17 protein-coding genes and 1 pseudogene are annotated in these 14415 nt (G+C 67.9%); 10 read left to right on the forward strand and 8 right to left on the reverse strand.

What is annotated here, in order from left to right; genetic code table 11:
• Positions 1-16: 16 nt before the first annotated feature.
• Positions 17-382, reverse strand: a complete 366-nt coding sequence (locus V9G04_10680) for a S24/S26 family peptidase (GenBank protein MEI2713726.1) — start codon at positions 380-382, stop codon at positions 17-19.
• 42 nt (positions 383-424) lie between these two features.
• On the opposite strand from V9G04_10680, the gene sodN reads away from it, so the two are divergent.
• From sodN to V9G04_10695, 3 genes are all read left to right on the forward strand, one after another.
• Positions 425-829 carry a superoxide dismutase, Ni gene (sodN, locus tag V9G04_10685; protein ID MEI2713727.1) on the forward strand — a complete coding sequence of 135 codons (405 nt, stop codon included), beginning with the start codon at positions 425-427 and terminating at the stop codon, positions 827-829.
• A 165-nt stretch (positions 830-994) separates the two neighbouring features.
• Positions 995-1417 carry an ATP-binding protein gene (locus V9G04_10690; protein ID MEI2713728.1) on the forward strand — a complete coding sequence of 141 codons (423 nt, stop codon included), beginning with the start codon at positions 995-997 and terminating at the stop codon, positions 1415-1417.
• 1 nt (position 1418) lies between these two features.
• Complete coding sequence (locus V9G04_10695) at positions 1419-2255, forward strand: RNA polymerase sigma factor SigF (GenBank protein MEI2713729.1); 837 nt, start codon at positions 1419-1421, stop codon at positions 2253-2255.
• A gap of 9 nt (positions 2256-2264) precedes the next feature.
• Here V9G04_10695 and V9G04_10700 read toward each other — a convergent pair whose 3' ends face one another.
• A complete protein-coding gene (locus V9G04_10700) occupies positions 2265-2648 on the reverse strand; it encodes a hypothetical protein (GenBank protein ID MEI2713730.1) in 384 nt (127 codons plus the stop codon).
• 196 nt (positions 2649-2844) lie between these two features.
• Between V9G04_10700 and V9G04_10705 the strand changes: the two genes are divergently transcribed.
• Entirely contained in the window at positions 2845-3099 is a 255-nt protein-coding gene (locus V9G04_10705) for a WhiB family transcriptional regulator (GenBank protein ID MEI2713731.1), read from the forward strand.
• Between the two features lie 24 nt (positions 3100-3123).
• Here the strand turns inward: V9G04_10705 and V9G04_10710 are convergent, their stop codons facing one another.
• On the reverse strand, positions 3124-4590 hold the full coding sequence (locus V9G04_10710; GenBank protein MEI2713732.1) for a sensor histidine kinase: 1467 nt from the start codon (positions 4588-4590) through the stop codon (positions 3124-3126).
• A gap of 37 nt (positions 4591-4627) precedes the next feature.
• Between V9G04_10710 and V9G04_10715 the strand changes: the two genes are divergently transcribed.
• Genes V9G04_10715 through V9G04_10730 form a run of 4 tightly spaced genes read left to right on the forward strand, consistent with a single transcriptional unit; the run spans position 4628 to position 8032 of the window.
• Entirely contained in the window at positions 4628-5467 is an 840-nt protein-coding gene (locus V9G04_10715; protein ID MEI2713733.1) for a DUF2785 domain-containing protein, read from the forward strand.
• A 42-nt stretch (positions 5468-5509) separates the two neighbouring features.
• Positions 5510-7171, forward strand: a complete 1662-nt coding sequence (locus V9G04_10720) for an acetolactate synthase (GenBank protein MEI2713734.1) — start codon at positions 5510-5512, stop codon at positions 7169-7171.
• 34 nt (positions 7172-7205) lie between these two features.
• Entirely contained in the window at positions 7206-7679 is a 474-nt protein-coding gene (locus V9G04_10725) for a GNAT family N-acetyltransferase (GenBank protein MEI2713735.1), read from the forward strand.
• Positions 7676-8032 carry a thioesterase gene (locus tag V9G04_10730; protein ID MEI2713736.1) on the forward strand — a complete coding sequence of 119 codons (357 nt, stop codon included), beginning with the start codon at positions 7676-7678 and terminating at the stop codon, positions 8030-8032. Before V9G04_10725 ends, V9G04_10730 begins: the two co-directional genes overlap by 4 nt.
• A gap of 215 nt (positions 8033-8247) precedes the next feature.
• Here V9G04_10730 and rsrA read toward each other — a convergent pair whose 3' ends face one another.
• The 5 genes from rsrA to V9G04_10755 form a co-directional block, all read right to left on the reverse strand.
• Positions 8248-8526, reverse strand: coding sequence for a mycothiol system anti-sigma-R factor (gene rsrA / locus V9G04_10735; GenBank protein MEI2713737.1), 279 nt, complete (start codon positions 8524-8526; stop codon positions 8248-8250).
• Positions 8523-9164, reverse strand: coding sequence for a sigma-70 family RNA polymerase sigma factor (locus V9G04_10740; protein MEI2713738.1), 642 nt, complete (start codon positions 9162-9164; stop codon positions 8523-8525). Before V9G04_10740 ends, rsrA begins: the two co-directional genes overlap by 4 nt.
• Before the next feature lie 93 nt (positions 9165-9257).
• A complete protein-coding gene (locus V9G04_10745; GenBank protein ID MEI2713739.1) occupies positions 9258-9893 on the reverse strand; it encodes an alpha/beta family hydrolase in 636 nt (211 codons plus the stop codon).
• Positions 9890-10678 carry an SOS response-associated peptidase gene (locus V9G04_10750; protein ID MEI2713740.1) on the reverse strand — a complete coding sequence of 263 codons (789 nt, stop codon included), beginning with the start codon at positions 10676-10678 and terminating at the stop codon, positions 9890-9892. Before V9G04_10750 ends, V9G04_10745 begins: the two co-directional genes overlap by 4 nt.
• 18 nt (positions 10679-10696) lie before the next feature.
• Positions 10697-11434 carry a hypothetical protein gene (locus tag V9G04_10755; GenBank protein MEI2713741.1) on the reverse strand — a complete coding sequence of 246 codons (738 nt, stop codon included), beginning with the start codon at positions 11432-11434 and terminating at the stop codon, positions 10697-10699.
• A 193-nt stretch (positions 11435-11627) separates the two neighbouring features.
• On the opposite strand from V9G04_10755, the gene V9G04_10760 reads away from it, so the two are divergent.
• Positions 11628-13520 (forward strand): sigma-70 family RNA polymerase sigma factor, encoded by a 1893-nt coding sequence (locus V9G04_10760; protein MEI2713742.1) that lies wholly within the window; start codon positions 11628-11630, stop codon positions 13518-13520.
• A 23-nt stretch (positions 13521-13543) separates the two neighbouring features.
• Positions 13544-14413 (forward strand): annotated as a pseudogene (locus V9G04_10765) (3-phosphoshikimate 1-carboxyvinyltransferase).
• Positions 14414-14415: the final 2 nt, after the last annotated feature.

Raw genomic sequence — 14415 nt, forward strand, 5'->3', positions numbered from 1 at the left:
AAGGGATGGTCAGAACTCACGACGCAGAATACTTCCACAACCCCACGTGCGGTCGCGGCCACACCCTCGCGAGTACGACTGCCAGCACGTCGGTGTCGGCGATGACGCCCCGGTGCCGGGAGTCGACGCCGTGGTGCGGGTCGTCGCTGAGCAGCCAGACGCCCGGGGCTCCGGTGCGGGTCTCTCGCACGTCCGCCACCCGCTTGACGACCAGCGCACCATCTGGGAAACGCGCCAGAACCAGGTCTCCCGCGCGGGCCTCGCGGGCGTACGACACGAAGAGTCGATCGCCCGCGTGCAGCGTAGGTTCCATCGACCTACCGTGGACCTTGGCCAACCCCCACGGCAGCACACCTGAACGTGGGGTGTGAGGTCGGCGCATAGAGCGATAGTGTCGCAAAGTACTGACCACGTTCGAAAGGTTGTGTCACTCATGCGACTTCTTGCTCCCACCATCGACGTCTCGGCGCACTGCGATCTGCCGTGCGGCGTCTACGACCCGGCTCAGGCCCGGATCGAGGCCGAGTCGATCAAGGCGCTCATCGGGAAGGTTGCCGACAACGACGATCCCGACTTCCGCACCCGTGCCCTGATCATCAAGGAGCAGCGCTCCGAGTTGGTCAAGCACCACCTGTGGGTGTTGTGGACCGACTATTTCAAGCCCCCGCACTTCGAGAAGTACCCCCAACTCCACACGTTGGTCAACGAGGCCACCAAGCTGGCCGGTGCGGGCGGCACCAAGGGTGAGATGGACGCGGCCAAGGCCGACGAACTGCTCGCCAAGATCGACGAGATCGCCGAGATCTTCTGGGAGACCAAGAAGTCATGACCCCCGGCGGCCGCGCCGCCGTGGTCATGACTTCTTTACGGTCCACCACGCGGCTTTGCCGCCTAGGTCACGACTTCATACCCCCGACAGCCGGGTCCGCGCTTCGCGGGCCCGGCTGTCGTTTAGTCTCTGTGCAACACCGGTGCCGACCGTGAAGGATCCTTGATGACCAACGCGCCCACGACGAGCATCACCGAGGGGTCACCCGACGCCGAGGTGGAGATCACGGTTCCTGCCGAGGGTGCCTACGTGTCGATGCTGCGCACCACGACGGCGGCACTGGCGGCGCGATTGCAGTTCACGATGGACGACGTCGAAGACCTGCGGATCGCGGTCGGCGAGGCTGCCGCGATGGCGCTGGGACACGCCAGCCCCGACAGCCAATTGCGTTGCACCTTCCGGCTGGCGCCCACACAGGTCGAGGTGGTCGTACGCGTGCTGGCGATCGAGGGCGCGTTCCCTGAGTACGACTCCTTCACCTGGACGGTCCTGTCAGCGCTGGCGACCGACGCCGACGTCGCGACCGACAACAGCGAGTTCGTCGTACGCCTGCTCGTGGACTCCTCTCTCGCGGGAGTAGAAGCCTGACATGACCGAACAAGATCTCGGTACTGAGTCGGTCGGGGAGGTCAGCGACAGCCGCACCCGCGTGGAGATCACGAGGGCGCGCTCGGCCGAACTCTTCCTCGACTTCCGCGACCCCGACGCCAGCGAGGCGGTCCGCGCCAGCGCTCGGGACAGCCTGATCCAGTTGCATATGCCCCTCGTCGAGCATTGCGCACGCCGCTTCCGCAACCGTGGCGAGCCACTGGAAGATCTCGTCCAGGTCGGGACGATCGGCCTGATCAAGTCGGTGGACCGCTTCGACACCGAGCGCGGGGTCGAGTTCAGCACGTACGCCACCCCGACGATCATCGGCGAGATCAAGCGCTATTTCCGCGACAAGGGCTGGGCCATCCGCGTGCCCCGGCGGCTGCAGGAATTGCGGATGCAGATCACCTCGGCCAGCGCGGAACTCACCCAGAGTCTGGGCCGCTCGCCGACAGCCGGTGAGCTGGCCGAGCAGATCGGCTGCACGATCGAAGAGATCGTCGAGGGCATGGAGTCGAGCAACGCCTATTCGACGCTGTCGCTTGATGCGACGACCGAGCATGACGACCACTCGACTCCGATGCTCGACGCGATCGGCGTGGAGGACGTCAACCTCGAGCACGTCGAGGTCCGTGAGTCGATCAAGCCGTTGCTGGACCAACTCGAACCGCGGGAGAAGAAGATCCTGATGCTGCGTTTCTTCAAGAACATGACGCAGTCGCAGATCGCGGCCGAGATCGGTGTCTCGCAGATGCACGTCAGTCGCCTGCTGACGCGCACCTTGACGCGGCTGCGTGAATCCCTGGGCGAGTCACTGGCCGAAGCCGACCACTGACCCCCGGGCTCAGGGCTCGTCGGCGAGCGCCTCGATGCTGCGGGGATGGAAGATCCCGACCAGTACGACGCCGGCTAGCAGCGCCAGCCCGATCGCAACCCACGTCGTGGCACCACCGCGGAAGCTCCAGGCCACCCCGAGTTGGATGAGCTGGGCCAGCACGACCGGACTGCGCGCCCAGGAATCGAGACGGGACAGCCGGAAGGCACACCACGCCAGCGCAGCGGCATAACCGAAGAAGAAGATCGCGGTCGTGGTGCCCATCGCCGCACGCGTGGCGTCGAACGTCGCGACCTCCAACACGCCCATGATCGCCAGTAACGACGCCTCGATCCCGGCGACCGCCGTCGCCACAACGAGAGGCGGCGGGACCGGTCGGCTGCGCTTCTCCACGGCCTGGATGCTAGTTGACGACGAAATCAGTTGTGACACAGGTGACGCAACACTGCCCGAGGTAAACCCTTGTGTCAGCCGCAATCTCTTGCGACGCTAGGGCTTGCCTCGTGAACGGATTCACACACTCCGGCGAGGCAGCACCTTGTTGGAAGACCCCTGCGAGGCCCCGGTCGAAGAAAGAAGTAGCAATTCCATGGATTGGCGCAGCCGTTCCGCGTGTTTGGACGAGGACCCGGAGCTGTTCTTTCCCATCGGCAATACCGGCCCTGCGATCCTCCAGATCGAAGAGGCGAAGGCCGTCTGCCGACGCTGCGAGGTGCGCGAACAGTGCCTGGCGTGGGCCATCGAGGCTGGTCAGGACCACGGAGTCTGGGGCGGCCTGAGCGAGGACGAGCGCCGGGCGCTCAAGCGTCGCAATGCCCGCAACCGCGTGCGTACCCCGGTCTGAGCGCCGAGCAGAGCCGGCCTGAACTCACGTCGCCGTCAACACCAACTCCACCAGCACTCCGCGTCCCGGCTTCGCGGAGCCGATGCGGAAGGTGCCGGCGAGTTCACTCTCGACCAGCGTCTTGATGATCGACAGGCCGAGGCTGGCCGACTGATCGGGATCGAAGTGCGCGGGCAGGCCGCGCCCATCGTCGAGCACGTCGACCAGCAGGCGACCCCGCTCGCGTCGCGCCGTGATCTCGATGGAGCCCTCGTCGCCCTCGGCGAAACCGTGTTCCACCCCGTTTTGCAAGATCTCGGTGAGCACCATCGCCAGTGCCGTAGCGGTCTCGGAGCGCAGGTTGCCGAACGCGCCGCGGCGCACGACTCGTACGTGGGCTCCGGTCGAGCTGACGTCGGTGACCATGTCGCCGAGCCGGTCCGCGATCTCGTCGAAGTCGACCACGCCTTCGAGCGAATGGCTCAATGTGTCGTGCACCAGCGCGATCGAACCGACCCGGCGCACCGCCTCCTGCAGCGCTTCGCGGGCGGCGGGCTCGTCGATCCGGCGAGCCTGCAGGCGCAACAGCGCCGCGACGGTCTGAAGGTTGTTCTTCACTCGGTGGTGGATCTCGCGGATGGTCGCGTCCTTGGTCACCAGTTCCCGATCGCGACGACGCAGGTCCGTGACGTCGCGCACCAAGATCACCGCACCGAGATGTTCGCCGCCTCGCGTGAGCGCGATCGAGCGAAACACCACCGCGACATCGTCGGTGGCGACCTCGGAGTCGCGGTCTGCTCGGCCACCGAGGATCGCCGAGAGGGTCTCCTCGTCGCCGCGACGGGTCACCGGGACCAGCGCCCTCGTCACGTCCGCCAAGGAGAGACCGTCGAGGTCGCCGTGATGGCCCAGTCGGCGATACAGCGACAAGGCGTTGGGACTGGCATAACTGACCTGGCCGCCGGGTGTGAGCCGGAGGAACCCATCCCCCACGCGCGGTGAGTCGGCGTGATCGCCGCGCGCCGTCGGAGAGGGAAAGGTGCCCTCGGAGATCATCTGGGTGAGTTCGCCTGCCGTCTGGAGATAGGAGAGTTCCAGACGCGAGGGCGTACGGATCCCCTGCAGATTGGTGTTGCGCGCGACCACCGCGATCACGGCTCCGTTGCGGCGGACGGGGATCGCCTCCACCCGTACCGGCACGTTGTCGCGCAACTCAGGGTCGCCGTCGCGCATCAGCCGTCCTTCGGACCAGGCGCGATCAAGCAGGTGTCGACGACCGACCGGCACGAACGTGCCGACCACGTCGTCGACGTAGGCGGTCGGGCCGGTCGTCGGGCGCATCTGCGCGCCGGCCCAGAAACCTTGGCCGCTCTCGTCGGGCAGCCACAACACCAGGTCGGCGAAGGAGAGGTCGGCGATGATCTGCCAGTCGGCCATCAGACGCTGTAGCCAGGCGATGTCCTCATCGGTCAGGTCGGTGTGCGCACGGACCAACTCGGACAGGGACGGCACTGCGCCAGCGTAGACCCGGGTTTGGCAAGATGGCTTCATGGTCTCGGGCTATTGGCGAAGGGTGATGGCGTCGGGCCTTGAGGTCCCGACAGACCGTGCCCTGACCGATCTGACCGCCGAATTGACCACCATGCTCGGCTCCCCGGACCCGGCTCAGCGAGACGGGATCGCCTTCCCGTTGCTCGCGACCTGGATCGAACGCGGCGTCTATGACGACCTGCTCCCAGGGCTGGGCGACGGGATGACCGCGGGTCTTACCGTCGGTCTCGGCGAGCAGGGTTGCGACACGGTCTTCCGCCGCAGCTTCTCGGCCCTCGTGTTGGCGCAGATCATCACCCGAGACACCGAGCACGGGCTGGTCTCCGCGGGGCAGGTGTTGCGCTGGGGCGACCACCTGATGTCGTGGCTGCTGCGTGAGAAGGATCTGCGCGGCTTCGTGACACAGAAGGGGTGGGCGCACGCTCTCGCGCATGGCGCCGACGCCCTCGGCGCCCTCGCCGCGTCCCCGCACTGCCGGATTCACGAACTCACGGTGATCTTGGACGTCATCGCCGACCGGGTGCTCGTACGCGGGCAGCGGTTCACAGCCCGTGAGGACGACCGGCTCGCGCTGGCGACGCTGGAGGTGCTGCATCGCGGCACGGTGCCGCTGAGTGTCGTCGAACCCTGGATCGCGCGAATCGTGGCCGAGGCGACCGCGCGCACGCCCGAAGGCACCGACCCGGGCGACCACCAAGCAGCACCGGAGGCGTTCCTGCGTGCGCTGCACCTCCAACTCGCGCTAGGCCCACGCAAGCCGCCGTTGCGCGCGGATCTGTTGCTGGCTGTGGTGGCTGCGTTGAGCCGTACGAACGCCGCCTACCTGCCCGCCCCCTGACCGCCGGGCCCGGGGCAGGTTTCCGGCCGGTAACCTCCGTTCATGAGCCAACAGATCAGCGGTCACTCCGGAGCCCTCGCCGTCGCCGTCGCCCGCGCTTACGGCGTCGAGACCATGTTCACTCTCTCGGGGGCGCATGTGTTCCCGATGTACGACGGAGCGGTGCAGGCCGATCCGCCGATGCGGCTCATGGACGTACGCCACGAGCAGACCGCCGCGTTCGCCGCCGAGGCGACCGGCAAACTCACCCGCACTCCCGGCCTCGCGGTCCTCACCGCCGGACCCGGCGTCACCAACGGTGTGAGTGCCATCGCGCAGGCCCAGTTCGCCGGCTCACCCATGGTGGTCGTGGGCGGACGCGCCCCGCAGAACCGGTGGGGCACCGGCTCGCTGCAGGAGTTGGATCAGCCGCCGATCGTCGCTCCGGTGGCCAAGCTCGCCCGGACCGTGATGACGGCCGGCGAAGTGCTTGCGGGGTTGGGTGAAGCGTTCTCAGCCGCCGGCTCGGCGCACCGCGGCCCCACGTTCGTCGACATTCCGATGGACGAGTTCTTCAACAATGCCGACGGGCCCGAGCCGATCGCGACGTACGCCCCTCGCGACGCTGTCGATACCGATGCGCTGGACCGGATCGCCATGCTGCTGGCCGAGGCCGAGCGCCCGGTGCTCGTGCTCGGGACCGACGTCTGGGCCGATCGCGCGGAGGTCGCGGCACTCGACTTCGTCGAGGCCCTGCAGATTCCGACCCTGACCAACGGCATGGGCCGCGGGATCGTGCCGGGCGGCCATCCACTGTTGGTGACGAAGGCTCGCGGTCAGGCGCTGGGGCGCGCCGACCTGGTGATCGTCGTCGGCACCGCGCTGGACTTCCGGCTTGGCTACGGCCAATTCGGCGGGCCGGAGAAGAACGACGGGCTCCCCTTCGCCAAGGTCGTGCATGTGGCCGACTCGGCCGCGCAGATCTCCGGTCACGCCGACCTCGCCGCGTCGGCGTCCGGCGACCTGAGTGAGGTATTCACCGCGCTGTTGTCTGCGGTCGAACGCACAGCGCGCGCCGACTGGTCGGCGTGGACCGGCGCGCTCCAGGAGACGGTCGCGGTCGCCACGGCCAAGGACCGCGAACTGCTGTCCGCCGAGGCCGACCCGATCCACCCGGCACGCATCTACGGCGAACTCGTCCCGCGCCTGGCCGACGACTCGGTCGTGATCGGGGACGGTGGCGACTTCGTGTCGTTCGCGGGCAAGTTCGTGGAGCCCCAGCGTCCTGGCGGCTGGCTGGACCCGGGGCCGTACGGCTGCCTCGGTGCCGGCCTAGGCGCCGCGATCGCCGCGCGGCTGGCTCGCCCGTCTGCCCAGATCACGCTGCTGCTCGGCGACGGCGCGGCCGGCTTCTCGCTGATGGATGTCGACACCTTGGTCCGCCACAATCTGCCGGTCGTGATGGTGATGGGCAACAACGCTGCGTGGGGTCTGGAGAAGGGCCCGATGCAGATGCTCTATGGCTATGACGTCGTGGCTGACCTCTCCCCCACTACCTCGTACGACGGTGTCGTGCGGGCGCTGGGCGGCGGTGGCGAGACGGTCACGGATCCCAAGCAGATCGGTCCGGCGCTGGATCGGGCGTACGCCTCCGGGGTGCCCTATCTGGTCAACGTGGTCACGGACGTGAACGCGGCCTACCCGCGCAACACGTTCGGCATCTGAGTTGGTGCGCCCTTTGCCGTCGTACCAGATCCGGATGGCTCGGGAGAGCGAGTTCGAGGCCATCGGCGACCTGACCGTCGCGGCGTACGCCTCCTTCACCCAGGGTCCGGGCGACCCCTACATCCAGCGGCTGCGAGACACTCGGACCAGGGCGACGCAGGCCGAACTGTGGGTCGCGGTGTCGGACGGTCGGCTCCTCGGCAGCGTCACGTACACGCCGCCCGGCTCGCCGTGGCGCGAACTCTCGGCCGACTCGGACGAGGGCGAGTTCCGGATGCTGTCGGTTCATCCCGACGCCCGGGGGCTCGGGGTGGGCGATGCTTTGGTGTCGCGCTGCGAGGAGCGGTCGGTCGACGACGGAGCCACCTCGATGGTGCTCTCCTCGCTGCCCGACATGCGCGATGCGCACCGCCTGTACGCTCGGCGCGGCTATCAGCGCGCACCCGAACGAGACTGGAGTCCCGTGCCAGGAACCGAACTGATCGCCTTCACCAAGGAGTTGAGATGACCGTGTTGTCCTTCACCGTGACAGACGCAGACACCGCGCAGGCGGTCGGATCGGGATCGCTGCCCGTGTTGGGCACGCCCCGGCTGATCGCCTGGTGCGAAGCCGCGACCTGCGCCGCGATCGAGCCGGCCCTGTCCGAGGGCGCCACCTCAGTCGGCACCCGGATCCAGTTCGAGCATCTCGCCGCGTCGGCCGTGGGGTCGACGGTGAGCGTCACAGCCGACAGCGCGTACGTCGACGGGCGACTGCATCGCTTCACCGTCGCCGCGCGCGAGGGGGACCGACTGATCGGCACTGGGGAGGTCACCCGCGTGATCGTGGATGCCGAGCGGTTCATGTCACGCGTCGGCTGACCCCACGGACCGACCCGCGATTAGCGGCGCCGCCCACGATTTGAGAGACTGATCCGCACTTCGATCCAGGAGGAACACCATGGGCAAGACCGGCCGCAAGCGCCGCGCGCGTAAGAAGAAGGGCGCGAACCACGGCAAGCGCCCCAACGCGTGAGCTGATCTCAGCGTCGCGGACCCCCGGCATCGCCGGGGGTCTCGTCAATTCACGAGGCCGGTCAGCCTTCGAGTTCGATCCGGACTTCACGGATCGACATCAGCACCCGCGCGCGCAGGTCCTCGGGCGCCCTTTCGGCACACGAGCGGGCTACGACCGCCTTCACGGTGCGTTGCACCTCGTATCGTTCGTGACACGGCGTGCAGCCGTCGATGTGCAGGCGTACCGCCACCACATCCTCGTCGGCCAGTTCGTTGTCGATCAGATAGACGATCGAATCCAGGAACTGCGCGCACTCGGCGGTGACGCCGAAGCCGTGGTTGTGCTCGCCGGCGCTCACGAGTCGGCTCCTTCCGAGATCCGCACGAGATCGTTGTCTCGGACGTAGTCGGTGAGCAGATCACGCAACTGGCGACGTCCGCGGTGCAGTCGCGACATCACGGTGCCGATCGGCGTACCCATGATCTCGGCGATCTCCTTGTAGGGGAATCCTTCGACATCGGCGAGATAGACCGCCAATCGGAACTCTTCGGGCAGCTTCTGCAAGGCCTGCTTGATCTCGCTGTCGGGCAGGTGCTCCAACGCCTCCATCTCGGCGGACTTCAACCCGCCGGAGGTGTGCGCCTCGGCGCGAGCCAACTGCCAGTCCTCGATCTCACCCGACTCGCCGGTCAGCGACTGCTGCGGCTGGCGCTGCTTCTTGCGGTAGGTGTTGATGAAGGTGTTGGTCAGGATGCGATACATCCACGCTTTGAGGTTGGTGCCGGGCTTGAACTGGTGGAAGGAGGCCCACGCCTTCGCGAAGGTCTCCTGCACCAGGTCGTCGGCATCCGCGGGGTTGCGAGTCATCCGCATGGCGGCGCCGTAGAGCTGGTCGAGCAACGGCACGGCGTCACGCTCGAAGCGCACCAAGCGCTCGGCGTCGGTCTCGTGCGCGAGGTCGATCGCCTCGGGATCTGTGTCGTATGAGTCTGTCATCACGGGCCAGCCTAGTCGGGATAGCGACAACGCACTGGTCCCCCGCGGTCTCTCCAGGACTGCCTGCATGAGGCGGATAACGTCGAGGATCGCTCAACGATTCCCGAACGATCGGATCCACCAGTCCAGCACCGATTCCGTGAGCAGTCGGGCCACCCCTTCGGCACCCAACGTGGACGACTTGGCCACCTTGAGCCCGTGGTCGGCGCCCGGCACCACCACAAGCTCCCACTCCTGGTCGGGGAACTCCTCGGGACGCCCCATCGGGTCGCGCTCCCCTTGCAGGATCAGGGTCGCAACGCCTGCGCCGGTCAACTCGTCGAGTCGGGACTTCTCGGGGCGTCCTGGCGGATGCAACGGGAACGCCAGCGCGAGGAGCCCGGCGGCGCCGAGCGCTCGTGCCGTACGAGCCGCCGACCGCGCGCCGGCCGAGCGACCGCCCACGACGAGAAGCCCCCCGGTGTCGAGAAGACCGGCGGCTGCTGTCAGTCCTACGTCGAGCGTGGCCGGCGGCGTCGCGACCTTGCGACCGGCCACGCGCCAGGGTTGCTCGAACCTCGCCACCGTGATGCCTGCGGCAGGCAGGGTGGCGGCCAACGCCGCGAGGTCGTGGGTGTCGATCCCGTTGCCCGCACCATGACTGAGCAGCAGCGTGCCTCGCGGAACCGCTGCCGCCTCGATGACCAGTCGCCCCGGTCCGTACGCCGTGTCGACCTCGATCCGGCTCACCACAGGGCGTCCTCGGTGTCCGACTGGATGGTGTCCGGCTGGGCGGTGTCCGGCTCGATCGGAATCGGCTTGATCAGCTCCGGCCCGTTGTTCTTGACGTTGTTGACCAGGGTCGCCACCGGGTAGGCGTCCAGGTGTCCGGGCGCGGCGGGTTGGAGAAGGTCGAGAAGATCGGGACCGGAGACACGCGGGTCGAGCCACCCCTGCCAACGATCTGGCTCGACCATCAACGGCATCCGGTCATGCAAGTGTCCCAGTGAGTCTTCGGCGGTCGTCGTGATCACCGTCGCGGTCCATCGAAACCGGTCCGGGTCGTCTTCGGCACGGCTCGGGTCTCGCCAGATCTCATAAAGCCCGGCCATCGCCAAGATCCCACCGTCTCTCGGGGTGATGTAGAAGGGCTGTTTGACCGGCTTGCCGCCACGACCGGTCCGTTCGGTGGGATACCACTCGAAGTATCCGTCCGCAGGCAGGAGGCAACGCCGCTTCGCGAAGGCTTTGCGAAAACTCGGCTTCTCGGCGACCGTCTCCATCCGCGCGTTGATCAACCGACTGCCGATGCTGGCGTCCTTGGCCCACGAAGGCACCAACCCCCAACGCAGGACTCGCAACTGGCGTTCGGGCTCATCCTCCTCGGCAGGAGGTCGGGCCACGACGCCGTAGATCTCCTTGGTGGGCGCCACGTTGAAGTCCGGCTCGAGAGGCGCGGCGAAACGGGGGGTCCGGATCTCGAACTCTTCGATCAGGTCCTCGGGTTGGCGACTCGACGCATAGCGACCACACACAGACCCAGCCTAGGTGGCTCAGATCCGGGCGAGTTCGTCCATCAGTACGGCCGCGCTGGCATCCGAGCCCGGCAGGCCCTCGATCCACACGCGGACGGGGCGCCCCTCGAGGTCGAGGGCGTTGACCAGGCGGCGCAGCAACGCGGTGCGTTGGCTCAACTGCTCGTCTCGAAGCGCGAGCACCGCTAATCGGTTCGTGCCCAGGCGGGCGATCGTCTCGGCGCCGGAGAACACCGTGCGTGCCGACTGCCCCACGCGCGTGACCCGACGCGCCGACGCAAGGCGCGCCGAAGCGCCGTGCGTGAGGTCCCCGCCGAGCACGTCGACGATCACCAGTGAATAGGTGTCGCGGATATCCCCCGGTGCGGCCTCGGCTCGGTAGAGCTCGGTCAGTCTTCCGCGCAGGTGCGCGAGTGAGGCCAGTCCGGTCATCGGGTCCGCACACGAGAGTTGGTGCAGGTAGCCGAGCGTTGCTTCGCTCCACGCCTCGGCCAGAGCCTGTACGTCGCGGAAACTCGGGTCGGTGCCGCGTACGGACCGGTACGTCGCCTGCAGCGCAGTCAAGCACTCCCCCAAGGATGACCCCCGAAGGGCCAGAGCATGCCCAACCACGCTGCAGGCGACCGATGGATCGGCGCCGGAGACCAAGGCCTCCTCGACGCTGGCGAACTCTCCCCGCAACCCCCCACAGGCCGCGGGTACGAGCTCGACCGCGTACGCAGGCGCCGCGCTGGCGCGTCGGCGGGAGGTGAACATTCCCAACACGTCAGCACACCCCCGTCGTTTCCGTTGTCGCCCCGACACCATGGAAACGTGGCGGCGCCCCTGCCATGACGCGGTTGTGCGGACATTTCTGGATGCCAGCTGCCGCTGCACCGCCTAGCATGGGGTGGAGTGACCGGACCGAGGATCTTGCGTCATTCTCCCCCGTTAGGAGCGTCTTCTTCACGTGCCTGTCACTCTCTCGCGCACCCACGGCCCCACGGACGCCGAACTGATCTCGGCCGTCCGCGAGGGAGACCTTGACGCGTACGGAGAACTCTTCGGGCGCCATGTCGGTGCCGCGACCCGTCTGGCTCGTCAACTCACCAGCGCGGCCGATGCCGATGACCTGGTCTCGGACGCGTTCGCGAAGGTGCTCGGCGTGCTGCAGCGCGGCGGGGGGCCGGACGTGGCATTCCGCGCCTATCTGCTGACGGCCGTACGTCGCCTCCACATCGACAAGGTGCGCGCGGGCGCGAAGTTGCACACCACCGACAACCTCGAGCCGTTCGACCCGGGCGTCCCCTTCCGCGACACCGTGGTCGAGGGCTTCGAGAACGCCGCAGCCGCCAAGGCATTCGAGTCGCTCCCCGAGCGGTGGCAACTCGTGCTGTGGCATACAGAGGTCGAGGGGCACAAACCGGCCGATATCGCACCGCTGCTGGGAATGAGCCCGAACTCCGTGGCCGCGTTGGCGTATCGGGCGCGCGAAGGTCTGCGCCAGGCATTCCTGACGATGCACGCCCAGGAGATCGAGGACGACGCCTGCCAGTTCACCCACGACAACCTCGGAGCGTACGTCCGCGGCGGCTGCTCCAAACGCGACGCCGCCAAGATCGAGACTCACCTGGAGGAATGTCGCGCCTGCACCGCGATCTATCTCGAACTCTGCGAGATCAACGGCAACCTGCGCGGCATCCTGGTGATCACACTGCTCGGCACCGCGGGACTGGGCTATCTCGGGGGCAGCACGACGGCGTCCACCGCCGTGAGCACTCTGCTCGCGCGTGGCCGCGACCTGGTCGTACAGCACACCGGAGTTGCGGTGGCGACCGCTGCTGCCGCGACCGTCGCGATCGCCGCGACCAGCGTCGCGCTGCTCGGTGGCGCCGACGCAGACCTCTCCTCGGCAGATCGCCAGATCACCCCCGACGTATCAACCTGGGCACCGACCGAGCCGTCCCAGCCCGGTGCGGCCACCACTTCGCTCCCCGCCGAGGCAACGGTCGCGCCCACGGCAGGGGTCCCGCCTACTTCTGGGCCGACTTCTGGGCCGACTTCTGGGCCAACCCCTGGGCCTACTTCTGCGCCCAGTTCTGGGCCCACTTCTGGGCCGTCGTCCCCGCCCGTCGCCACGTCGATGCCGACGACCAGTCCGAGCCCCACCCGCACCATGACGCTCGGGAGCCCGACCCCCACGACATCACCGTCAGTCACGACCAGCGCAACCTCCACGGTGAGCCCGACGGCGAGTGCCTCGCTCACCGTCTCCGCCTCAGCGTCACCCAGTTTCACCCCGACCAGCACCGCCACCTCGAGCCCGACCAGCACCGCCACCTCGAGCCCGACCATCAGCCCAAGCCCGAGCCCGACCAGCAGCCCCAGTCCGAGCCCGACCAGCACCGCCACCCCGAGCCCGACCAGCACGCCCACCAGCACGCCCACACCGCCGTTGGCCGCGATCGTCACCGGTTCCGCTCCCGACTACACGATCACCCTGGTCGTGTCGGGCGCCTCGGCCGACTCCGAGCTTCGCGTGCAGTCCAGTGGCCCGGTCGCGATCTCCAGCACGGACCCTCGCTGCGAGCGGCTCAACACCAGTTCAGGCGCGTGCATCGTGTCCGGCGACACGACTCTCGTCCTCTCCGCGAGCATGCGCAACGACGGCGGCAGCGTCACCGTGACGTTCACCCTCACCACGACCGTCAACGGGCTCCCGCAGACGACCACCCAGACCGTCGAACTGCCGCCGGCGCCCGCGCCGGCATCCCCGACTGCGACCCTCGGCCTGTTCTCGATCGGCGCCGCGACGCTCGCCGGCCCCTCGGCTGTGGTCTGGACCCACCGACCCCGCCGCTGAGCAACTCAGCGAACCCTGGAACAATGGCCAAGGTGACCGACGACCTGTGGCCCGCTCCGACCGCGCAGGCACCCGTACGCGCGATCGTCTCCTTGCCGGGCAGCAAGTCGGAGACTAATCGAGCGCTGATCCTGGCCGCGCTCGCCGACGGTCCGTCGGTCGTACGCCGTGCGCTGCACTCGCGCGACACCATGCTGATGGCCGCTGCGCTGGGCTCGCTGGGAAGCAACGTCGACACTTCTGGTCCCGACTGGGTCGTGCACCCAGGCCTCCTGAGCGGACCCGCGACCGTGGACTGCGGCCTGGCGGGAACGGTGATGCGGTTCGTCCCACCGGTGGCGGCCTTGGCACAGGGGCGGGTGGACTTCGACGGCGACAGCCACATGCGCCAACGGCCGATCGGCGCCATGCTCGGCGCGCTCGCAACCTTGGGCGTCGACGTGCACGGCGAGTCGCTGCCCTTCTCGATCCACGGCACCGGCACCGTTGCCGGCGGGAAGGTCGTCATCGATGCCTCGGCCTCCTCCCAGTTCGTGTCCGCGCTCCTCCTCGCCGGGGCACGATTCGAGCGCGGCGCCGACGTGGTGCACGACGGCAAACCCATGCCGTCGTTGCCGCATGTGGAGATGACCGTCGCGATGTTGCGTGAGCATGGCGTGGCGGTGGACGACACCGATGCCAATCGGTGGGTTGTCTCGCCCGGCCAGATCACCGCCCGGGATCGCACCATCGAGCCCGACCTCTCCAATGCCGCAGCCTTCCTGGCACTTGCTGCCGTCTCCGGCGGTGAGGTCGTCGTACGCGATTGGCCCCGTCACACCAAGCAGGCAGGCGACCGACTCCGCGAGATCTTGAGCCTGATGGGTTGTGCGGTCGAGTTCGTCGAGGGAGGTCT

This window comes from Nocardioides sp. (genome assembly GCA_037045645.1).
Classification (GTDB): Bacteria; Actinomycetota; Actinomycetes; order Propionibacteriales; family Nocardioidaceae; genus Nocardioides.

Bases quoted from the DNA above. Each gene is read 5' to 3' on its own strand.
- V9G04_10690 (MEI2713728.1), top strand. From the start codon at position 995: ATGACCAACGCGCCCACGACGAGCATCACCGAGGGGTCACCCGACGCC.
- V9G04_10730 (MEI2713736.1), top strand. From the start codon at position 7,676: ATGACCGTGTTGTCCTTCACCGTGACAGACGCAGACACCGCGCAGGCG.
- V9G04_10740 (MEI2713738.1), bottom strand. From the start codon at position 9,164: ATGACAGACTCATACGACACAGATCCCGAGGCGATCGACCTCGCGCAC.
- V9G04_10715 (MEI2713733.1), top strand. From the start codon at position 4,628: ATGGTCTCGGGCTATTGGCGAAGGGTGATGGCGTCGGGCCTTGAGGTC.
- V9G04_10705 (MEI2713731.1), top strand. From the start codon at position 2,845: ATGGATTGGCGCAGCCGTTCCGCGTGTTTGGACGAGGACCCGGAGCTG.
- V9G04_10680 (MEI2713726.1), bottom strand. From the start codon at position 382: ATGCGCCGACCTCACACCCCACGTTCAGGTGTGCTGCCGTGGGGGTTG.
- V9G04_10755 (MEI2713741.1), bottom strand. From the start codon at position 11,434: ATGTTCACCTCCCGCCGACGCGCCAGCGCGGCGCCTGCGTACGCGGTC.
- V9G04_10720 (MEI2713734.1), top strand. From the start codon at position 5,510: ATGAGCCAACAGATCAGCGGTCACTCCGGAGCCCTCGCCGTCGCCGTC.
- V9G04_10695 (MEI2713729.1), top strand. From the start codon at position 1,419: ATGACCGAACAAGATCTCGGTACTGAGTCGGTCGGGGAGGTCAGCGAC.
- V9G04_10725 (MEI2713735.1), top strand. From the start codon at position 7,206: ATGGCTCGGGAGAGCGAGTTCGAGGCCATCGGCGACCTGACCGTCGCG.